Origin of the sequence: Cognatishimia sp. F0-27 (genome assembly GCF_020667845.1) — a bacterium.
In the GTDB taxonomy this organism is placed as follows: domain Bacteria; phylum Pseudomonadota; class Alphaproteobacteria; order Rhodobacterales; family Rhodobacteraceae; genus JAFMPQ01.
The window spans coordinates 76089-92003 of the sequence record NZ_JAFMPQ010000012.1 but is presented as its reverse complement, the minus strand read 5'-3'; the positions used below and the strand labels follow the sequence as shown (position 1 = coordinate 92003).

Sequence of the window (15915 nt, the reverse complement as noted above, 5' to 3'; positions counted from 1 at the left end):
CCTAGCTCCCCATCCGCACGCAGCGGCCCGTCAACGTCTCGCCCGGCCCGGTGTCGCTGTAGCGCGCAGCCCCGTCCGGCGCGATCACCAGCATCCTCTGACCCACGGCGCCCGCGTCCTCGTGAAACCCGACCGTGCCGTCGGGCATCACGAACGGCTCCGGCCGGAAGATCCCGCGCCGGAATTCCGCATCGCCCAGCACCCGTCTTGGCGGCTCGCCCTCGATGCCGGGAAACAGATCGCCGCGATCGAAGCCAAAGGTCAGAACCTCGCCCTCCAGATCGCAGGACCACCGCTCCTGCGCGCCCGCCATGCCGGTCCAGAGCGTGGCCCAGAGCGCCGCCGCGATCCACACCCACATACCCGAACCAAGACCGGCAAGGCGCCCATCGCCCTGTTTCTTCTTGGTCCAAATACCCCATCTGCCTTTTGCCACCCGCGCCTTCATCCGCCCAGAAAGCTCCGCCGCACGTCATCATCGGCCAAAAGCGCCTTGCCGGTGCCGGTATGCGCGTTGCGCCCCTGCACAAGCACGTAGCCCTTGTCGGCAATCTCCAACGCCTGCCGCGCGTTCTGCTCCACCATCAGGATCGAAATGCCGGTGCGGGCCACCTCGATGATCCGGTCGAACAGCTCGTCCATCACGATGGGCGAGACCCCGGCGGTCGGCTCGTCGAGCATCAGCACCTTGGGCTGGGTCATCAGCGCGCGGCCCACGGCCACCTGCTGGCGCTGACCGCCGGAAAGCTCGCCCGCCGCCTGGCGCCGTTTCTCGCGCAGGATCGGGAACAGGTCGAACACCTGTTCCATGGTGTCGCGATAATCGTCCTCCCGGATGAAAGCCCCCATCTCGAGATTTTCCTCCACGCTCATGGAGGTGAAAATATTGGCCACCTGCGGCACGAACCCCATGCCCGCCCGCACCCGCGCCTGCGGGCTCAGCGCGGTGATGTCGGCCCCGTCGAGCCGGACCGCGCCTTCGCGCAAATCCAGCATGCCAAACACGGCCTTCATCGCGGTGGATTTTCCGGCCCCGTTCGGGCCGACGATGACCGCGATCTCGCCTTTCTCGACCGCGATGGTGCAGCGATGCAGGATGTCGGCCCCCTTGCCATAGCCGCCCGTTATCGCCTCGCCGATCAGGAACGGCCCGCCCGGAGCGGCCTTCGCCGCGCCCTCGGGGCGGTACTTGGCAGCATCTCCCATGCCGTCGGGATTGCCTATGGAGCGATCGCGCTGACCGCGCGTCGTCTGGTAGGGATCACCGCTCATCACACAGCCTCCCGGATCGCAAGCCGCCCGCGCCGGCAAACCCATGCGGCGCCGGTCGCCCGAGCGCGCCGCGCCCCCGGCTTCTTTGGGCCTGAAATATCCCGGGGGAGTCCCGCAGGGACGGGGGCAGCGCCCCCTGATGCGCCGCGCTTGACGGCCAGCGCGCCGCATGGATCATGCGCATGGTTTGTGCATGCAATGTGCATGGACTGTGCATGCCCGGTTTCCGGGCCGAAACGCCGCCTCAAGACACCGCCTCCTTGTTCTTCAGACCGGTGCCGAGATAGGCCTCGATTACCGCCTCATCGGCCTTGATCTCGTCGATCGTTCCCTTGGAAAGCACTTTGCCCTCGGCCATCACGATCACCGGATCACACAGACGCCCGATGAAATCCATATCGTGCTCGATCATGCAGAACGTGTAGCCGCGTTCCTTGTTGAGCCGGAGGATGGCGTCGCCGATCGTGTTGAGGAGCGTGCGGTTCACACCCGCGCCGACCTCGTCCAGAAACACGATCTTGGCGTCCACCATCATCGTGCGGCCCAGTTCGAGAAGCTTCTTCTGACCGCCCGAAAGATTGCCCGCCCGCTCGTCCTTAAGATGAGAAATCGTCAGGAAATCAAGAACTTCATCCGCGCGCTTGAGAAGGCTCGCCTCTTCCTGTGCAATCCGCGCGCGGTGAAACCACGCGTTCCAGAGGCTTTCGCCGGATTGCCCGCCCGGCACCATCATCAAATTCTCGCGGCAGGTCATGGAGGCAAATTCATGCGCGACCTGGAACGTCCGCAACAGGCCCTTGTGGAAAAGCGCATGTGGCGGCAGGCCGGTGATGTCTTCGTCATCCATGAACACCCGGCCGGATGTCGGTGGAAGTGCGCCGGCGATCACGTTGAAAAGCGTTGTCTTTCCCGCGCCATTCGGGCCGACGAGCCCGGTGATCGACCCGGTTTCGATTTCAAGGCTTGCGCCATCAACGGCACGAAAGCCGCCAAAATGGCGGTGCAGGGTCTCTACCCGGATCACGTCAAAGCTCCCCCAGAATGGCGCGCGCCCCGGGCGGCGTTCGAAGCCGCCTGAAGACGCGCATCATTGTATCGAAACGGCGCAGGGTTGATGGCCCCGCGCCGCATCATGTTACAGGTTTCTCAAGCGTTTAGCGATAGCCAACAACGGTCAGCGCACCATCCTGGATCGCGTATTCCGCATAGGAGCCACCGGCTTCGCCCGGACCGACAAGCTCGATCCCGGACGCGCCTTCGAAGTTGACGTCGCCGCCGCCTGCGATGATCTCAAGCGCCTTGCCAAGCTCACCGGGCAGGATCACCTCGCCGGGCGCGTTGGCCACCATTTCGATCTTGGAGGCATAGTCGCCGGGCTCGGCGCTGCCTGCTGCGGCCATGGCCAGAAGGATCAGCGACGCCGCGTCATAGCTTTCACCCGCATAGACCGAGGTGCCGTCGATGCCGGCGGCGGAGGCCATTTCCTGGAACAGCGCACCGCCCTCGTTGTCGGAGCCCGGGGCCGTGCCGATGGTGCCGTCAAGATCGGCGCCGAACGTATCGGTGAGCGAGTCGCCGATCATGCCGTCACCCAGCGCGAACATGTCGAACGCGCCGCTGTCGAGCGCGCCCTGGATGATGCCAGCGCCGCCCTGATCCACATAGCCCAGAACCACAAGCGCATCGCCACCGGCCGAGGCAAGCGAGCCGACTTCGGCGGCATAGTCCGCCTTGCCGTCCTCATGCGCGGCCGACAGGGTCACGGTGCCGCCCGCGTTCTCAAACGCCGCCTGAAACGCGTCCGCAAAGCCCTTGCCATAGTCGTTGTTGGTGTAGGTCACGGCGACTTCGCCCATGCCCTTCTCGCGCAGGATGTTTGCCAGCACTTCGCCCTGGCGCGCATCGGAGGGCGCCGTGCGGAAGAACAAGCCGTTGTCTTCTGCGGTTGAAAGCGCCGGCGAGGTGGCCGACGGGGAAATCATCACCACGCCGTTCGGCACGGCGACATTCGCCAGCACGGCGGTGGTCACGCCGGAACAATCCGCGCCCATGATGCCTTTGACGCCTTCGTCGGTGACAAGCCGTTCGGCGGCAGCGGTTGCTGCGGCCGCGTCAACGCAGGTCGCGTCGCCGCGCACCGGAACGACGGTCGAGCCACCAAGGAAGTTCTCGTTCCCGGACACTTCGGCCATCGCCATTTCCGCGCCGGCGCCCATGGCCGGGGTCAGGCTTTCGATGGGCCCTGTGAAGCTGAGCAGCACACCAAGCTTTACTTCGGTCGCGTGACCGGCTGCAAAAGCCGCGGAGGTGGCAAGCGCTGCAGTCGCTGTCGCGGCGAGCAGATGTTTCATTTCATTCTCCCTGATTGTACCCTGAACGGGTTGACTTATGTGCGACGAAAGTAGGCCACGCCCGGAGAAATGAAAAGACCTCTCAGCGCCTTGCGACAGTGGTTTTGCACCATCCCATCCCCTTGCCGCGGCGTCATTGCCCCCCATATGCCAAGCAAGCAAAAGGAGTTGATGATGCCACATTCCGGCCCGCGCACCGTTTTTTCGAGCCGCACCCTCTTTGGTCCCGTAGCGGCCCTATCTGTGGCCTTTGCCACGGCTGCCACGGCAGATCCGATCGAGACGATGGCGGGGCCGATGACCGTGACATCCGTGGTGGAAGACCTCGATGCGCCGTGGTCCTTCGGGTGGCTGCCGGACGGCACGATTCTCGTGACGGAACGGGGTGGGCGGCTGTTGTCCGTCAAGGATGGCGAAACGCGCGAGATCGGCGGGCTGCCGGATATTTCCGTGGACGGGCAGGGCGGCCTGCTCGACATCCTGATCCCCTCCGACTTTGCGCAGACACGCGAGATCTTTTTCACATTTGCCCGCGACCAGTTCCTGCGCGGCAATGGCACTGCGGTGTATCGCGCGACGCTGTCACAGGACGGCAGCCGGCTGGAAGACGGCGAGACGATCTTTGCCATCGCCCGCGGCACCGGCGGCGGTTTTCATTTTGGCTCCCGGATCGTCGAGAGCCCGGACGGCTATCTGTTCGTGACGGTGGGCGACCGCGGCAACCCCGACCAGGCGCAAGACCTGTCGATGCACAATGGCTCCGTGCTGCGCATCGACCGAAACGGCGACGCGCCCGCAGACAATCCCTTTGTGGACACGTCGGGCGCGCAGGGTGAAATCTGGTCCTATGGTCATCGCAACCCGCAAGGCATGGCGTTTGATGCCTCTGGCCAGCTTTGGGTCAACGAACACGGCGCACGCGGTGGCGACGAGGTGAATCGCATCGAAAAGGGCGCCAATTACGGATGGCCGGTCATTGCCTATGGGGTGAATTATGATGGGTCATCCATCGGGATCGGTCGCGAACAGGCGGGTATGGAGCAGCCGGTGCACTACTGGGACCCGTCCATCGCGCCCTCCGGCATGACGTTTTACGATGGCGTTGTGGCCGACTGGGACGGGAACGCCTTTGTGGGCTCGCTGAAATTCGACTACATCGCGCGTCTCGACGGAGATCCCCTGACCGAGGTCGAGCAGATCTCGGGGCCCGAAACGCTGCGCGTGCGCGACGTGCGGCAAGGTCCGGACGGTGCATTGTGGTTCCTCAGCGTGGGCCATGGCGCGCTTTACCGTCTCGCACCCGACACCAACGGGTAAAGGCCGCTTGGCACATGCGCGGTCCGGCGGCCGCTGCTTCGGTAGGGTTCGAATAGCCGGCAACCGGGCCCGGCGTAAAAACAACTAGGCGCGGCACGGTGTCTTTGGCACAGTAACGCCACTGTGTCACAGGAGCTTTTGATGCGCCCATTGCTTTGTCTTTACGCCGCGACCATCGCCGTTGCAGTGCTATTCGCCTTGCCGAAAGCGGCTGCCGCGCAGGATCGCGCCAACATCTTCCAAGACTACGCCAGCTATTCCGCCTATGTGGATCGCACGATACGATCACGGGATTTTTCCGGTCTGATCGTGCAACTCGGTGGGGCCGATGAATACACGTCGGAACAGATCGCCCAGATCAACCAGCAGTTTCTGAATCTTTATCCACGCGATTTTACCAACCAGACCGTGTTCCGTCAGGAGGATCTGGGCGGCGGGATCTCGCAGGAAGGGCGGATGTATTGGATCGGCGAGAACTACGTCTACTACTACGCCATCCTGCACGAGCGCGGCGATGCATTCGTGGTGATCAATTTCTCCCTGAACTCGAACATCACCTCGATCATGTCCCGCTTCTGATCGGCGCTTTCGGGTGTCCGCCAGGGCAGGGGCGCCGGGTCAGCGCCCGGGGGGGCGCCGCAATGCGTAATAGCCCGTGTCCGTCCACTCGATGCCTCCATAGAGGAAGTTCTTTTCGGCCACGCGTACGCATGTAAAGCCGAGCTTTTCCAGCACCCGGACTGACCCGACATTGCGCGGATCGAGCTCCGCGGTCATCACCTGCATGTCCGGCCAGCGGGCCCACGCACGCGGCAGAATGGCGCGCAACGCTTCATGCGCCAGACCCTGGCCCCAGTGGTCGGGATGCAGGATGTAGCCAAGCTCCGGCTTGCGCCAGACACCGGCCTTGCCGATGCAGAGCCCCTCCCGTTCGAGCACATACTCTTCGCGCAGATCCAGCGGCGCCTTGACCAGATGATCGACCACGCGCTCCGTTTCGGCCAGGCTTGTATGCGGCGGGCGGTCCCAGTAGCGCATGGCGCGCGGATCGGTGAAAATGGCGTGCATCGGGTCCAGATCGTCTGGACGGGCCGGGCGCAGAACCAGCCGCTCCGTGCGAATCACACCGACAGGCGCGAGGCATGCGCGCCGCGCTCGCGATAGGGCGTGGTTTCATAATGCGCCCGGTAGCATTTGGAGAAATGCGACGGGGAGGCAAAGCCGCATGCCAGGGCCACGTTGATGACGCTCATGTCGGTCTGCATCAGCAGGTTGCGGGCTTTCTGCAACCGCAACTCCATGTAGTAGCGCTTGGGCGAGCGGTTGAGATAGCGGCGGAACAGCCGTTCGAGCTGGCGCGTCGACATGCCGACATCCGCCGCGAGGATCGAGGGGCTGATCGGCTCCTCGATATTGGCTTCCATTTTCTGGATCACCTGGCTCAGCTTGGGATGCCGCACGCCGATCCGCGTCGGCACAGAGAGGCGCTGCGTGTCCTGGTCGGTGCGGATTGCGCTGTAGATCAGCTGATCGGCCACCGACGAGGCCAACTCCTCACCGTGATCATTGGCGATCAGCTTGAGAAACAGGTCGATGGAGGCGGTGCCGCCCGCCGTTGTCATCCGGTTTCCGTCGATCACGAAAACCGACTTGGTCAGCTCCACCTCATCGAATTCTTCGGTGAAGCCGTCCTGGTTCTCCCAATGGATGGTCGCCTTGCGACCGTCGAGCAAGCCGGCCTTGGCCAGCGTGTAACCGGCGGTGCAAAGCCCCGCGATCGGGATCCCGCGCCGCGCTTCCCGGCGCAGCCAGTTGAGCATCCGCTTCGTCGTGGCTTGCTGCACGTCGAGCCCGCTGCACAACATCACGGTGTCGTCACGGTTGAGTTCCGGCAGAACCATATCGAGCGCGAAGGACACACCCGCCGAACAGCGCACCACACCGGGCCGGCCGTCGTCCATCTCCGCTTCACCGGTGATCACCCACTCATAGAGCGGCTTGTTGGCCATGCGGTTGGCAATCCGCAACGCTTCCACGGCCGCCGAAAAGCACAGCATCGTGAAATCGGGCATGAGCACAAACACGAACCGGCGGGGTTTCGCGGGTGCCGTGTCGATTTCGACGATCTGACGCTGTGTCGGAGGCAGCATGAGGGTCCTTGTGTGGTAGCCTCCCCCCGGATCCGGGGCGGGGAACAGGAATCGTCAACAGGTGAGCGGTTACGCCCATGTCCAGATGGTCAGAAGGGGCCAGATGCGTCAAGAGCGGAGCTTTGGTGACCTGCGCGGCAATCCCCCTCTGGTCACCGCTGACCGGATTGGCTAAGGATGGTGTCCGTTATCGCTCACGCGCGGCCCTGCGCGCGTGTGGGTGCCATCTGGAAGCGCAGGGCCTCAAGGGACCGGAGACAAGACAATGACCGAGTGGCAGAAATCGACCTGGCGCAATAAGCCGCGGGTTCAGATGCCCGATTATACGGACGCCGCCGCGCTGAATGCCGTCGAGGCACAGCTGACGCAGTATCCGCCGCTCGTCTTTGCCGGAGAGGCGCGCCGGCTCAAGCATGAGCTTGCGGCCGCATCGCGCGGCGAGGCCTTTTTGTTGCAGGGCGGCGATTGCGCCGAGAGTTTCGACCAGTTCAGCGCCAACGGCATCCGCGACACCTTCAAGGTGATGCTGCAAATGGCCATGATCCTGACCTTCGGCGCCAAGGTGCCGGTCGTCAAGGTGGGCCGCATGGCCGGTCAGTTTGCCAAGCCGCGCTCGGCGCCCACGGAAACCGTGGATGGGGTGGAACTGCCCAGCTACCGTGGCGATATCATCAACGATCTGGCCTTCACGCCAGAGGCGCGCATCCCCGATCCGAACAAGATGCTTCAGGCCTACACCCAAGCCGCCGCAACGCTGAACCTGCTGCGTGCCTTTTCGACCGGCGGCTATGCCGATGTGCACCAAGTGCACAGCTGGACGCTTGGCTTCACCGAGAGCGAGAAGGCCGCGCGCTTCCGCGACATGGCGAATCGGATCTCCGACACGCTCGACTTCATGAAAGCCGCCGGCGTGGACAGCGACGGCACTTCCGCTCTGAAGACCGTCAGCTTCTACACCAGCCACGAGTCGCTGTTGCTGGAGTATGAAGAAGCCCTGACGCGGATGGATTCGACCTCGGGCAAGTGGCTGGCCGGGTCTGGCCACATGATCTGGATCGGCGACCGCACGCGGCAGCCCGACGGCGCGCATGTGGAATTCGCACGCGGTGTGATGAACCCGATCGGCCTCAAATGCGGCCCGACCACCACCGCCGAAGACCTCAAGGTGCTGATGCCCAAGCTGAACCCGGAGAACGAGGCGGGCAAGCTGACGCTGATCGCGCGGTTTGGTGCAGGCACGGTGGCCGAGCACCTGCCGCCCCTCATCAAGGCGGTGCAGGAAGAGGGCGCCAACGTGGTTTGGAGCTGTGATCCGATGCATGGCAACACGATCAAGTCTTCCACCGGCTACAAGACGCGACCCTTCGACAGCGTGCTGCGGGAAGTGCAGGAATTCTTTGGTATCCATGCCGCGGAAGGCACTATCCCCGGCGGGGTGCATTTCGAGATGACCGGTCAGGACGTGACCGAATGCACCGGCGGCGTCCATGCGGTGACGGACGAAGACCTCTCTGCGCGCTACCACACCGCGTGTGACCCACGCCTTAACGCATCGCAATCGCTTGAATTGGCCTTCCTCGTGGCTGAAGAGTTGACCAAGCGCCGCGAAGCCCACGCCCAGCAGGCGACTGCGTAAGCGGCCGGGCGGAACGCCGCCCGAACGCGTGAACACAAGCCAGAAAACCCCGCGCCTCTCTCTGAAGGGCGCGGGGTTTTTGCGTTTTGGGATTTGGCGGCGCATACGGCACCGGCTGGCTCAAGGCCCTGTGAAGCGGGGTTCTCCCTTGAGAATTCGGGCAGGCGTGGTGCGTCGTCCGTCCACGGTGGTCTGCGTCTGTCGAAGCAAGCGTGATGCCGCCGCCCGGATCGGCAGTTGTCCGGGTTGTCGGTTGTTCGGGTCGCCTGTCGCCTGGATCAACAGTCGTTCGGGTCGCCAATCGTTCGGATCGTCAGTCGCCCGGATCACCGGTCGTCCCGGTCGTCAGTCGGTCGGGTTGTCGGTTTTCCCGGTCAGTAGTCCCCCGGATCACCAGTCGTTCGGGTCGTCAGTCGTTCGAGACCACCAGGCGCAAATGCCTGCGCCCCCTTGGTTGAAACCCTGCCTGGTCTTCTGCGAATCCGCGCGCCTTGTCGCTGTGAGGCGGCGTGCTGTTGACGATGGGAAGCAGCGGCCCGGAGGCGGCTTCGGGCCGTGGGGTGGCGAGCGCGTCTTGCGGCGTCCGGCGCAGAGCGTGGGTCACCTTGAACCGCTCGACCCGAAAGCGTCGCGGTGCGCGGCCGATCGAGCCATGGCTGACAATGGCGCCCAGCCCGCGTGTGACATCCCCGAAATCGGAGCGCAGCGGCATCAGCACCGCATGGGCGGTCATGCTCGGCTTGCCAAAACCGCCTTCGCCGACGAGGTCGAGATGAATGATCGCCGGGTCCCCGAAAAGCCGTTCAATGGCTTCACCGAACTTGTCGCGATTGTCAGGAGCGATGATGGTCGAAACCGGCATTCCGGCCACCGCCATGCCCATCAGATCGTTGACGTGAGACCCCGCCACGCGGAATTTGGCCATGCTCGGCGCAATGCGCTCGATCAGGAATGCGTGCTCCAGCGCGTCTTCCATACCGCGCGGGTCCACCTCGCTGCGCAGGGGCACTTGGTCGACGCCGCACAAGGCGTGCCAATAAGCCTCTACCAGCCGCAGGGACGCGAGCCGCCGCTCTTTTTCCCGTTCTGTCATGGACACCACATCGCGACCGTTTCCACCTCCGCCCAGCATGATCATCGCTCCGTTTTCAGAGACAGCGCATCTGGACACCCATCCGGTCCCAAGCTGCACAATCTTCGTTACTAAGTTCTTAACTAGCAAAATTGCGCGCAGATTTCTCTGCATTTCCTGTCTCGTGGTTAACGTCTGTTTGAGACATGTCGGGTCATGATGGCGGGTTGCGCCGCATCGAAGTCGCGTCCGGGGGCGACTGCGCCGATGGCTTGCCTTGATCGGCACAAGTCATTAGCACGAGGCTCAAGCCACAGGGGACACTCCGGAATGCGCCAATCCATGACAGGTTTTGCCGCCGCGCAGGGCGAACACGCCGGCCATGCCTGGACGTGGGAATTGCGCGGCGTCAACGGCAAAGGTCTCGACCTGCGGCTGCGCCTGCCTGATGGCATCGACGGTCTGGAGGCCGAGATCCGCGCCCGCACCGCCAAGGCGCTCAAGCGTGGCAATGTCCAGATCACTCTCAAACTCTCCGCGCAGACGGACGAAAGCGCGGCGCATCTCGACGAGGCGTATCTTGCAGCGGTGCTCGACGCCATGGCGCGCATCGAACAGAGCGCGCTGGATCGCGGTTTGTCGCTGGCGCCCGCCAATGCGGCCGACATCGTTGCGCTTCGCGGCATGATGAGCGCCGAACCCGCGCGACCCGACGACGCGGCGTTGCGGGACGCGCTTCTTGCGGATTACGACCGGGCGCTGGCGTCTTTCGTGGACATGCGCAAGAGTGAAGGCGCGCGTCTGGCGCATCTTCTGCACGCTCAGATCGACTCGGTGGAGGCATTGGTCTCGGAGGCGGTGACTTTGGCCGAGGCGCGGGCCACCGCGCAGCCCGCGCGACTGCGGGCCCAGCTGGACAAGATCCTGAATGCCTCCGATGGTGTGGATGATCAGCGGCTGGCGCAGGAATTGGCGCTGATCGCGGTGAAGGCCGACATCACGGAAGAGCTCGACCGGCTGCGGGCCCATATCGCGGCGGCCCGTGACCTGCTGCGCGCCGCCGGCGCCGTCGGTCGCAAGTTCGAATTTCTCACGCAGGAATTCAATCGCGAAGCCAACACCTTATGTTCCAAGGCCGCGGACCCTGCGCTGACGCGTGTCGGTCTCGCCTTGAAAACGGTTATTGATCAGATGCGGGAGCAGGTCGCCAATGTCGAATAACGAGACACGTGGCGCACAGCTGCGCCGTGGCTTGCTGATCATTCTCAGTTCGCCTTCGGGCGCCGGCAAGTCGACCCTGTCGCGCAGGCTTCTGGAATGGGATCCGTCACTGACATTTTCCGTGTCCGCCACAACCCGCGCGCCGCGTCCGGGAGAGCAGGATGGCGAGCACTACCATTTCCTGTCCGAGGAGCAGTTCAAACGCTCGGTCGCGGAGGACGGGATGCTTGAACACGCCCATGTCTTCGGGAATTTCTACGGCTCACCCCGCGCGCCGGTGGAACGCGCGATCAATGCCGGGTGTGATGTGCTTTTCGATATCGACTGGCAGGGCGCGCAACAGATCGTCAATTCTGCGCTTGGCGTGCATACGCTGTCGATCTTCATCCTTCCGCCATCCATCGCCGAACTGCGTCGCCGTCTGGAAAGCCGCGGCCAAGACAGCGCTGACACAATCGCCAAACGGATGCAGAAAAGCTGGGACGAGATCAGCCATTGGGGCAGCTATGACTACGTGCTCGTCAATGACGATCTCGACAAGACATTCGACGATCTCAAGACAATCGTGACCGCAACCCGATTGCGCCGCCTTCAACAGCCTTCGCTGATGGCCCACGTGCGCGGGTTGCAATCGGAATTCGAGGAAACACCATGAGCCTATATGCTTTGGACGGGCTGCGCCCCGAAGTCGCCGACACCGCATGGATCGCCCCGGGCAGTTCCGTGATCGGCAATGTCGTCATCGAAGAGCTGGCAAGCGTCTGGTTCGGCGTTACGATCCGTGGCGACAACGAGACGATCCGGATCGGCGCCGGTTCCAACATTCAGGAAAACGTCGTGTGCCATACCGATCCGGGCTGTCCGCTCACTGTCGGTCGCAACTGCACCATTGGCCACAAGGTCATGCTGCATGGGTGTTCCATCGGCGACAACAGCCTTATTGGCATGGGGGCGACGATCCTGAACGGGGCCAGGATTGGCCGGAACTGCCTCATCGGCGCGGGGGCACTGATCACCGAAAACAAGGAAATCCCCGATGGCAGTCTGGTCATGGGCATGCCCGGCAAAGTGGTGCGACAGCTCGATGAGGACGCGATCGCCGGGTTGACCCGCTCCGCAGAGCATTATCAGGAAAACGCCCGTCGCTTTGCAGCGGGGCTCAAACCGCTCTGACGAGACCCAGAGACCGTGCGGCACGCGCCGCGTCGGGCTCGCCGGCGCAGGCGGCGCGCCATCGCGCTGCGCGCGTGCCGACGCTTTTCACCTCATACAGATGCCGGGCCGATCTGCGCCCGTCTTAACGGAGAGAGCATGAAACCCACCCTTCAACGTCCCGTCGTGCCCGAACTGGGCCGCTCCCGCATGGTTGGCACGCCGATCATGCCGTCGGTTGTCTATGCCGCCGATGATCCCGATGCGCTCGATGCGCAATATGAGGGCGGCGGGGCAGGGTATACCTATGCGCGCGAAGGCCACCCCAATGCCGACATGCTGGCACAGCGGATCGACGCCCTTGAAGGCATGCGGGGCGGTATGGCTGTCGGATCCGGTATGGCTGCGGTCACGGCGGTGCTCATGGGGCTGTGTCGCGCCGGGGATCACGTGGTGGGGGGCAACCAGCTTTATGGACGGTCACTGCGCCTGATGAACGAGGACTTGCCGCGTCTCGGTATCACCACCACGCTGGCCGATCCCACCGATGCGCAAGCGATCGCGGCGGCAATCCGTCCGGAGACCCGCTTGGTGCTGATCGAGGTCGTCTCAAACCCGACGCTGCGGGTGGCCGATCTCGACGGAATCGCGGCCGTCTGCAAGGCGCATGACGTGTTGCTCGTGGTGGACAACACCTTCACCACGCCGCGCGGCATTCGCCCGGCGGAGCATGGTGCCGATATCGTGCTGCATTCCGTCACAAAACTCCTTGCGGGGCATTCCGACGTGACGCTTGGTTGGGTCTGTGCCAGCGATCCCGCGCTGATGGATGCCATGCGGGTCTTTGCAGTCACCACCGGGATGACCGCAAGCCCGTTTGATTGCTGGCTGGCGGAGCGCGGCATGATGAGCTTCGATCTGCGCTTTGACCGCGCGGAGACCACGGCGGAACGGCTTGCGGCGCATCTCGCCGGAAAACCGGGCGTGACCCGTGTGCTGTATCCCACCCGGCCCGACCACCCCGATGCCGCGCGGGCACAAGGGCTTCTGAAGGGCCACGGTTGCAACATGGTCAGCTTCGAAATCGCGGGCGGTCGCGCCGCGGCCAATGCCTTTGCGCGCGGCGCTGCGGGCATCGCCTTTGCGCCGACGCTGGGCGATGTCGGCACCACGCTGTCGCATCCTGCATCATCCTCTCACCGCGCCATGACCGAAGCGCAACGGGCCTCTCTGGGTATGACCGAAGGGTTCTTCCGTGTCTCTGTCGGGCTGGAGGAGCCCGATGCGCTGCTTGCCGAATTCGATGCCGGTCTGCGTGCGGCGGCAGAAACGACGCAATCCGGCTAAACCGTGACGGCACGGGCAAAACAGAGCTGGACAGGACAAGGACCGCCCCGATGACGCTGATCGCCGATGAAGTTGTCGAGGCCATACCGCTTCCGGCTCTGCTGATCCGGGCCGATGAACGCATCGCCGCCATCAATGCGGCCGGGGAGGGCTTGCTCGGAAAATCGCTGTCGGGGCGCCATTTCATCACTGCATTGCGCCAACCGGCATTGCTCGACGCGATTGAGGCGGTGCTGCAAGGCGGCAGCGCACGGCAGGCACAGTATCTGGCCGGTGACGCGGTGCGTGCGACGACCTATGCGGTCTCCATCCGGCCGCTCAGCCTCATGGCGCATCCGGCCGTTCTGGTCACCTTCACCGATGTCAGCGCGGTGGAGGAAGCCGGTCAGATACGCCGCGATTTCGTTGCCAATGTCAGCCACGAGCTGCGCACGCCATTGACCGCGTTGATCGGATTCATCGAAACCCTCAAAGGCCCCGCGGCAAATGATGCGGCGGCCCGTGAGCGGTTTCTCGGGATCATGGCCACGGAAGCGGCGCGGATGACGCGGCTGGTGGATGATTTGCTGTCGCTCAGCCGGGTCGAGGCAGAAGAGCGCGTGCGTCCGACCACCCGGATTGACCTTGCCGCCCTGGTGAACTCCGTGAGGCACGGGCTTGAAGATGTGGCCCGCAAAGCGTCCGTCTCGATGGAGAGCCTCACGCCGGAAGCGCCGGTCATGATCACCGGCGATGGCGATCAGCTACGCCAGGTGCTGACCAACCTGACCGAGAACGCGATCAAGTATTCCGGGGCCGGCGCGCGGGTCTGCGTGACGCTGAACACTCCGGCTTACGAGCCGGGATTGCGGGCCGAAGGGGTCCGCGTCAGCGTCCAGGACACCGGGCCGGGGATCGATCCGCACCACATCCCCCGCCTGACGGAACGGTTCTACCGGGTCGACATGCACCGGTCGCGCGAAGCGGGTGGCACAGGGCTCGGGCTGGCGATCGTAAAACATATCATCGGGCGGCACCGGGGGCGATTGAGAATCGAGAGCACACCCGGCGAGGGCAGCAATTTTGTCGTGATCCTGCCGGTTGATCAGGCCGGCACGGAGTCCGCATGATCTGACGTTACGTCAGCGCAGAAATCATATCTGAATAAAATCAGATATTTGCGATCAAATCTGGCGAGATTTCCGCAAAATTCCACACGCGCCCCGCATTGTCATAAACCTGTTACGTGGCTGTCACAAAACCATTGCTCAGCGGCCATAGACCGCCCCATGAAGATCATCGTGGGGATGATCGGATCTGACATTTCAGGAGGACCCATGTCCGTCAAATTGTCCGTTTCTGCACTGGCCATCGCGGCCGTGTCTGCAACCACCGCCGCCGCGCGCGACAATGTGCAGGTTGCCGGCTCGTCGACCGTGCTGCCTTACGCGTCAATCGTGGCCGAAGCTTTTGGTGAGAACTTCGAGTTCCCGACACCGGTCGTGGAATCCGGCGGCTCCTCGGCCGGCCTCAAGCGCTTCTGTGAAGGCGTGGGCGAAAACACCATCGACATCGCCAACGCCTCCCGTGCGATCCGCGAGCGGGAAATCGCGGTCTGTGCTGAAAACGGCGTTTCCGACATCATCGAAGTGCGCATCGGCTATGACGGCATTGTCTTTGCCAGCCAGATCGACGGCCCGGACTTTGTCGCTTTCGAGCCTTCCGACTGGTTCCTTGCGCTTGCCGAAAACATCGTCGTGGATGGCGAGATCGTGGCCAACCCGAACATGACCTGGGCCGACGTGAACGCCGACCTGCCGGCGGTCGAGATCGCGGCCTTCATCCCCGGCACAAAGCACGGCACCCGCGAAGTCTTTGAAGAAAAGGTGCTGCTTCAGGGCTGCGAAGACACGGGCGCGATGCAGGCGATGATCGACGGCGGCATGAGCGAAGATGACGCAGAGCATGCCTGCATGTCGGTCCGCACGGACGGCAAGTCGGTGGATATCGACGGCGACTACACCGAGACCCTCGCGCGCATCGACAGCAATTCCGAAGGTGTTGGCGTCTTTGGGCTCGCGTTCTACGAAAACAACACCGACACGCTGAAGGTTGCCACCATGTCCGGCGTCGCGCCCTCGACCGAGACCATCTCGACCGGCGAATACCCGGTGTCGCGTCCGCTCTTCTTCTACATCAAGAAGGCGCATATCGGCGTGATCCCCGGCCTGAAGGAGTTTGCATCCTTCTTTGTGGCCGATGAGATCGCTGGCCCAGATGGTCCGCTTGCAGAATACGGTCTCGTCTCCGACCCCGAGCTTGCCGCCACACAAGCCATGATCGAAGCCGAAGAGACCATGGGCGAAGGCATGTAAGCGCCTCCGACGGATCCCGTTTCACGATCCGGACACCAAGAAA

The 15915-nt window shown here is 63.5% G+C and carries 16 protein-coding genes; 9 read left to right on the top strand and 7 right to left on the bottom strand.

The window, feature by feature from the left end; genetic code table 11:
• Window position 1 precedes the first annotated feature (1 nt).
• The 4 genes from J1C49_RS08670 to J1C49_RS08655 all read right to left on the bottom strand — a co-directional run bounded on the left by J1C49_RS08670 (window position 2) and on the right by J1C49_RS08655 (window position 3623).
• Window positions 2–436 (bottom strand): hypothetical protein, encoded by a 435-nt coding sequence (locus J1C49_RS08670; RefSeq protein WP_227445422.1) that lies wholly within the window; start codon window positions 434–436, stop codon window positions 2–4.
• 8 nt (window positions 437–444) lie between these two features.
• A complete protein-coding gene (locus tag J1C49_RS08665; RefSeq protein WP_227445421.1) occupies window positions 445–1272 on the bottom strand; it encodes an ABC transporter ATP-binding protein in 828 nt (275 codons plus the stop codon).
• 244 nt (window positions 1273–1516) lie between these two features.
• Window positions 1517–2296, bottom strand: coding sequence for an ABC transporter ATP-binding protein (locus tag J1C49_RS08660; RefSeq protein WP_227445420.1), 780 nt, complete (start codon window positions 2294–2296; stop codon window positions 1517–1519).
• Between the two features lie 130 nt (window positions 2297–2426).
• A complete protein-coding gene (locus J1C49_RS08655; protein WP_227445419.1) occupies window positions 2427–3623 on the bottom strand; it encodes an ABC transporter substrate-binding protein in 1197 nt (398 codons plus the stop codon).
• A 174-nt stretch (window positions 3624–3797) separates the two neighbouring features.
• Between J1C49_RS08655 and J1C49_RS08650 the strand changes: the two genes are divergently transcribed.
• Together J1C49_RS08650 and J1C49_RS08645 are read left to right on the top strand one after the other, a co-directional pair.
• Window positions 3798–4940: a PQQ-dependent sugar dehydrogenase gene (locus J1C49_RS08650; RefSeq protein ID WP_227445418.1), complete on the top strand. Its 1143-nt coding sequence runs from the start codon at window positions 3798–3800 to the stop codon at window positions 4938–4940.
• Window positions 4941–5081: 141 nt separating this feature from the next.
• Window positions 5082–5519 (top strand): hypothetical protein, encoded by a 438-nt coding sequence (locus tag J1C49_RS08645; RefSeq protein ID WP_227445417.1) that lies wholly within the window; start codon window positions 5082–5084, stop codon window positions 5517–5519.
• A gap of 39 nt (window positions 5520–5558) precedes the next feature.
• Here J1C49_RS08645 and J1C49_RS08640 read toward each other — a convergent pair whose 3' ends face one another.
• Both J1C49_RS08640 and J1C49_RS08635 read right to left on the bottom strand, forming a co-directional pair.
• Window positions 5559–6065: a GNAT family N-acetyltransferase gene (locus tag J1C49_RS08640; RefSeq protein ID WP_227445416.1), complete on the bottom strand. Its 507-nt coding sequence runs from the start codon at window positions 6063–6065 to the stop codon at window positions 5559–5561.
• The gene (locus J1C49_RS08635) at window positions 6062–7090 is read right to left on the bottom strand and encodes a GlxA family transcriptional regulator (RefSeq protein WP_227445415.1); all 1029 of its coding nucleotides are present in this window, start codon (window positions 7088–7090) and stop codon (window positions 6062–6064) included. The genes J1C49_RS08640 and J1C49_RS08635 overlap by 4 nt, the downstream gene beginning before the upstream one ends.
• 265 nt (window positions 7091–7355) lie before the next feature.
• On the opposite strand from J1C49_RS08635, the gene J1C49_RS08630 reads away from it, so the two are divergent.
• Window positions 7356–8726 (top strand): class II 3-deoxy-7-phosphoheptulonate synthase, encoded by a 1371-nt coding sequence (locus J1C49_RS08630; RefSeq protein WP_227445414.1) that lies wholly within the window; start codon window positions 7356–7358, stop codon window positions 8724–8726.
• A 409-nt stretch (window positions 8727–9135) separates the two neighbouring features.
• Here J1C49_RS08630 and J1C49_RS08625 read toward each other — a convergent pair whose 3' ends face one another.
• Window positions 9136–9858: a PAS domain-containing protein gene (locus J1C49_RS08625; protein ID WP_227445413.1), complete on the bottom strand. Its 723-nt coding sequence runs from the start codon at window positions 9856–9858 to the stop codon at window positions 9136–9138.
• A 270-nt stretch (window positions 9859–10128) separates the two neighbouring features.
• Between J1C49_RS08625 and J1C49_RS08620 the strand changes: the two genes are divergently transcribed.
• From J1C49_RS08620 to J1C49_RS08595, 6 genes are all read left to right on the top strand, one after another.
• Window positions 10129–11019 carry a YicC/YloC family endoribonuclease gene (locus tag J1C49_RS08620; protein WP_227445412.1) on the top strand — a complete coding sequence of 297 codons (891 nt, stop codon included), beginning with the start codon at window positions 10129–10131 and terminating at the stop codon, window positions 11017–11019.
• Window positions 11009–11674, top strand: a complete 666-nt coding sequence (gene gmk, locus J1C49_RS08615; RefSeq protein WP_227445411.1) for a guanylate kinase — start codon at window positions 11009–11011, stop codon at window positions 11672–11674. Before J1C49_RS08620 ends, gmk begins: the two co-directional genes overlap by 11 nt.
• Window positions 11671–12192 carry a gamma carbonic anhydrase family protein gene (locus tag J1C49_RS08610; protein WP_227445410.1) on the top strand — a complete coding sequence of 174 codons (522 nt, stop codon included), beginning with the start codon at window positions 11671–11673 and terminating at the stop codon, window positions 12190–12192. The genes gmk and J1C49_RS08610 overlap by 4 nt, the downstream gene beginning before the upstream one ends.
• Window positions 12193–12330: 138 nt before the next feature.
• On the top strand, window positions 12331–13518 hold the full coding sequence (locus tag J1C49_RS08605) for a PLP-dependent aspartate aminotransferase family protein (RefSeq protein WP_227445409.1): 1188 nt from the start codon (window positions 12331–12333) through the stop codon (window positions 13516–13518).
• Between the two features lie 50 nt (window positions 13519–13568).
• Window positions 13569–14627, top strand: coding sequence for a cell wall metabolism sensor histidine kinase WalK (locus J1C49_RS08600; protein WP_227445408.1), 1059 nt, complete (start codon window positions 13569–13571; stop codon window positions 14625–14627).
• Window positions 14628–14834: 207 nt separating this feature from the next.
• Entirely contained in the window at window positions 14835–15872 is a 1038-nt protein-coding gene (locus tag J1C49_RS08595; protein ID WP_227445407.1) for a substrate-binding domain-containing protein, read from the top strand.
• The last annotated feature ends 43 nt before the right edge of the window (window positions 15873–15915 follow it).